Here is a 4,308-nt window from a genome sequence, read left to right on the forward strand (position 1 = left end):
GCCCGGCCCCGAGAAGCCCGGCCCCGAGAAGTAGCGCGGATCCCTCCACTACGGGGCTTCGGGGGTGGTCCACCGTGGGTGGCACGGCGGACCACGCCTGGCGGCGGCGCTAGCGGAGGCGGCCGCCGCGCGGGATGTTGCGGGGGATCGGTCCCTTCGGGATCGGCAGCGCTGCGCCGCCCATCGCCCGCAGGCGACGGTCAAGGGCGTCGACCTCGCCACGGCGCAGGGTGCGCCGCAGCCGCATCAGGGTGCTCTGCAGCTTGGGCAGGGGAGTCTCCCCCTCACTGGTGCCGACGATGATGTCGGTCACCGGCGTATCGCCGACCGCCTTGCGGATCCGGCGCTTCTCGGCGGCGAGCAGTTCCCGCGGGCCACGCCCGCGACCCTCCGCGATGATCACGACCCCGGCGCGGCAGACGACACGGTGCACCACATCCTGATGCCGGTTGACGCCGACGGCGGGGGTGAGGCGCCAGTCGCCCCGCATCCGTTCGATCACCCCGGCGGCGGCGCCCGGTTTGCCTTCCATCTCGGCGTAGGCGGTCCGCTGCACCCGTCGGCTGAACAGGTTCAGGGCGACGACCACCCCGAGCAGGAGGGCGATCGGAATCCACAGGTACAGCGGACCGACGAAGATTGCGAGCACGATGCCGACGGCGACTGGAGCGAGGAAGCCCGCCAGGGTGATCCAGAGCGCCTGCGGATCGCGTTGCCGGGTGACCTTGTAGATCATCCGGAGTTGGGCGACCCGGGTGGTGAATCCCTTTCCCGGTCCCGCCTCGCCGCTGCGGCCGTTCCGACCGGCCGCGCCACCCTTGCCGGCCGTGCCGGGGATCTTCCCCGCGGTGCCAGGATTGGTGCCGCGCCTGCCAGCCGCGCCGTTCTTGTCGGCTGCGCCCGCCGACTGGTCCTTCCCCGCCGCCCCCGGGGTCGCCGACCCCGGGGCGTCCGTCGGCTTCTTCTTCAGTGCCATGACCGCGAGCCTACGGCCTCCTGGCTGGCGGTAGGCATGCTCGTCCCGTGCCCGCCGATCGCCAGTGGCTGGCGGGAAGTCCGGCGGATCTGACTGCCGGGCGTGATCAGGGCGTGACGCGGATCAGTGCTGGGCGGCGACCGCGAGCGGACGCGGGGCGGCGGCCCGGGGTGGTGACTCGGGGCGGCGCGGGCGTGATCGGCGTGACCGACGTGACCGACAGCGGCACGGTGGTGTCCAGCCATCGATAGCCGGTCGTCACGTGCAGATCGGTGGCCGCCCGCCACGCGTTACGACGCGCGGTCTTCTGACCTCCGTGCGGCAGCAGCAGCAGGGTCACTTCTTCGAGAACGCTGAGCAATGAACGGAGCACGATGGGAACGACCTCCCGGCACGGTCGTGGGCACACACCTCGATGATGGGCGAAGAGGATGACCCCCACGTAACAAGGGGGTAACGCTAAGCTAATTCTAGCTGCTTCGAGGAATGGTCACCACGGACTCGGCCGTTGCCCGTGAGAGTTCTCCGACACACTTTCCGGGGGAACGGACATTTCGCTGCGATCCTGGTCACGTGCCGTCATCGCTTGCTGGTAGAGACGGCCGGCCCGGTAGGAAGACCGGACGAGCGGACCGGACATCACCCCGGAGAAGCCGAGCTCCACGCCGACACGTTCCCAGCCGAGGAACTCCTCCGGCCGCACCCACCGCTCGACCGGATGGTGCCGCGGCGTCGGGCGCAGGTACTGGGTCACGGTGAGTAGCTCACACCCCGCCGACCGCAGATCCCGCAGGGCCGTGTGGATCTCCTCCGCCGTCTCACCTAGACCCAGGATGAGGTTCGACTTCGTGACCAGCCCGGACTGGCGGGCCTGGCGCAGCACGTCGAGCGAGCGTTCGTACCGGAACGCCGGCCGGATCCGCCTGAAGATCCGGGGTACGGTTTCGAGGTTGTGGGCGAGTACCTCGGGCGCCGCGCCGAACACCTCGCCCAACTGGTCGGGCCGGCCGCCGAAGTCCGGGATCAGGACCTCCACGCCGGTACCGGCCGAGCGAGCGTGGATCTGGCGGACCGTCTCCGCGTACAGCCGCGAGCCGCCGTCCGCGAGGTCGTCCCGAGCGACTCCGGTGACCGTCGCGTACCGCAGGCCCATGGTGGCGACGGACTCCGCCACCCGGCGCGGCTCGTCATGGTCGAGCGGTGCGGGCCGCCCGGAGTCGATCTGGCAGAAGTCGCAGCGGCGGGTGCAGACCTCCCCGCCGATCAGGAAGGTCGCCTCGCGGTCCTCCCAGCATTCGTAGATATTGGGACAGCCGGCTTCCTCGCACACCGTGTGCAGCCCGGCCGATTGGACCAGCCCCTTGACGTCCTGGTACTGCGGGCCGGTGCGCAGCCGAGTCCTGATCCACGATGGCTTGCGTTCGATCGGCGTCTGCGCATTACGGGCCTCGATGCGCAGCAGCGGACGACCCTCGGGGGCGACGGCGGTCATACCACCAGCTCCATCTGCTCAGCGACCGGTTCGAAGAAGGGGCCGCTCCGCGGCCAAGCGAATTTCGGCGAGGAAGCGCTGTATGTCCCATGCTTCGCGGTAGGGGACCGCGGAAAGCCTGAGAACATCCACAATCATAAGCCTGCCGGCTCAGTCGCGGGGCACCGCGGGTAGCAGACGGGGCACCACCGCGGTCTCCACGGCGGTGCCGTCCGGACCGCGTTCGACCCGCCAGGCGTGCGCCCCGGGCCGGTCGGCCACCGCCTCGACGAGATCGGTGCGGTGGAAGTGCAGGCCCACTCCGTCGTCGGTCGCCCATCCGGCCGGCAGCGTGCCCTCGGCGACCAGCCGCTGGAACAGCGGCCGCCGGCCGGCCTCCGAGTCGTAATGCGGGGTGTTGCTGAAGGGCAGCAGGCCGAGGCCGTTCGCCACCGGGCGGAGATCCGGGCCGAAGGAGTCGGTGGTGCCGCCCATATGCCAGCACAGTGAACCGGCGGAGACTCCGCCGAGCACGACCCCCGCCTCCCACGCCTCGCGGAAGATCTCACCGAGCCCGTGCACGGCCCAGACCGCGAGCAGATTGGCGACGCTGCCCCCGCCGACCCAGACGACGTCCTGCGCCAGCAGATGGGCGCGGATGTCGGCGATGTTCGGCATCGGGAACAGCGTGAGGTGGGAGACCAGCACGTCTGGTCGGTCGCGGTTGAACGCCGCGTACCCGCGGGCGTAGGCGGCCTGGTCGTCGCCCAGGGCGGTCTGCAGCAGGCAGACCCGGGGCCGTGCGCCCGCTGCGGACAGACTGATGGCGTGATGGAGGATGGGACCGACCTTGGCTCCGTAGCGGCCGTCCGGAAGGAAGCCACCGCTGGTGGCGAGGATCTGCACAGGTTCGTCGCTCTCTGAAGGCTGTCGCGCGTGACGGTCATCGATCGCATACCCCGCGGCGGATCGTAAAAAGTTATCCACAACCGGACGAAGAGGTATGCAGACCGGACGAGTTTGAGCCTAGCGTCGCTTCTTGTGACCTTCACCGACGATTCCGCGGACAGACCGCCCCGGCGCGTCGGCGGCGTACCCGAGGTCCCGGGGGTGAGCATGCGTTCCCGCCTGCGGGACGCCGGCTCTGGAGAGCTCTGGTCGGGTCAGTTCGACCAGTCCGGGATCGAGTGCGTGGTGCGGCGGGTGCGGCTGGCGCCGGACCCAGTGCTGCGTTCCGCGGCGGTTATTGCGGCCCGGGCCCTCGTGGACCTGGAGCATCCCCATCTGGTGCCGGTCGTGGCGGTGTTGCCGACCGCGGAGGGCCTGGCGTTGATCACCGAGCCGGTCGTCGGCGGTGTCAGCCTCGCGCGGCTGCTCGCCGCCCGTGGGGACCTGGACCCCGGTGAGGTCGTCACGATCGGTCTGCCGATCGCACAGGCCCTGGCCGCCGCGCACGCCGTCGGCGTCGTGCATGGCCGGCTCGAGCGTGAGGACATCCTGTTGGAGCCGAACGGGCGTCCGGTTCTGATCGGGCTCGGGGCCGCGGCGCTGGCCGACGCCGCCAGACCGGATCCGATTCCACCCGAGGCCGCGTCTGCGGATGTCCATGATCTGGCCACTCTGCTGCTCGGGGCGATGCGTGAGGCCACCGGGCCGGACGCAGCCGCGGTGGCGGTGGCGGTGGCGACCGCCATGATCGACGACCCGCGCCGACGACCGAGTGCCCTGGAACTCGCCGCGTCGCTGGCCCGCAGCGCGACTCCGCTCCCGGTCCGCTTGGCGGGCGGCGGCGAGCCGGGTGGCGCGGCGCGGCGCGGCCCCTCGCCGACCGAAACCCTGCCGGTGATCCCCCGGGTGGACC

The 4,308-nt window shown here is 71.0% G+C and carries 5 protein-coding genes; 1 reads left to right on the plus strand and 4 read right to left on the minus strand.

Translation table 11 applies throughout. The features are described from left to right. Positions 1–109: 109 nt before the first annotated feature. The 4 genes from AC08OP_RS21470 to AC08OP_RS21485 all read right to left on the minus strand — a co-directional run bounded on the left by AC08OP_RS21470 (position 110) and on the right by AC08OP_RS21485 (position 3,353). Positions 110–976, minus strand: coding sequence for a DUF4191 domain-containing protein (locus AC08OP_RS21470; RefSeq protein WP_476615832.1), 867 nt, complete (start codon positions 974–976; stop codon positions 110–112). 106 nt (positions 977–1,082) lie between these two features. Then, on the minus strand, positions 1,083–1,349 hold the full coding sequence (locus AC08OP_RS21475; protein ID WP_476615833.1) for a hypothetical protein: 267 nt from the start codon (positions 1,347–1,349) through the stop codon (positions 1,083–1,085). A 117-nt stretch (positions 1,350–1,466) separates the two neighbouring features. Next, entirely contained in the window at positions 1,467–2,468 is a 1,002-nt protein-coding gene (lipA, locus tag AC08OP_RS21480; protein ID WP_476615834.1) for a lipoyl synthase, read from the minus strand. A gap of 150 nt (positions 2,469–2,618) precedes the next feature. After that, positions 2,619–3,353, minus strand: coding sequence for a Type 1 glutamine amidotransferase-like domain-containing protein (locus AC08OP_RS21485; protein ID WP_476615835.1), 735 nt, complete (start codon positions 3,351–3,353; stop codon positions 2,619–2,621). A 210-nt stretch (positions 3,354–3,563) separates the two neighbouring features. Between AC08OP_RS21485 and AC08OP_RS21490 the strand changes: the two genes are divergently transcribed. Continuing rightward, the coding region (locus tag AC08OP_RS21490) for a protein kinase (RefSeq protein ID WP_476615836.1) at positions 3,564–4,308 on the plus strand (745 nt) is incomplete at its 3' end.

This window comes from Frankia sp. CeRuru1 (genome assembly GCF_977966315.1).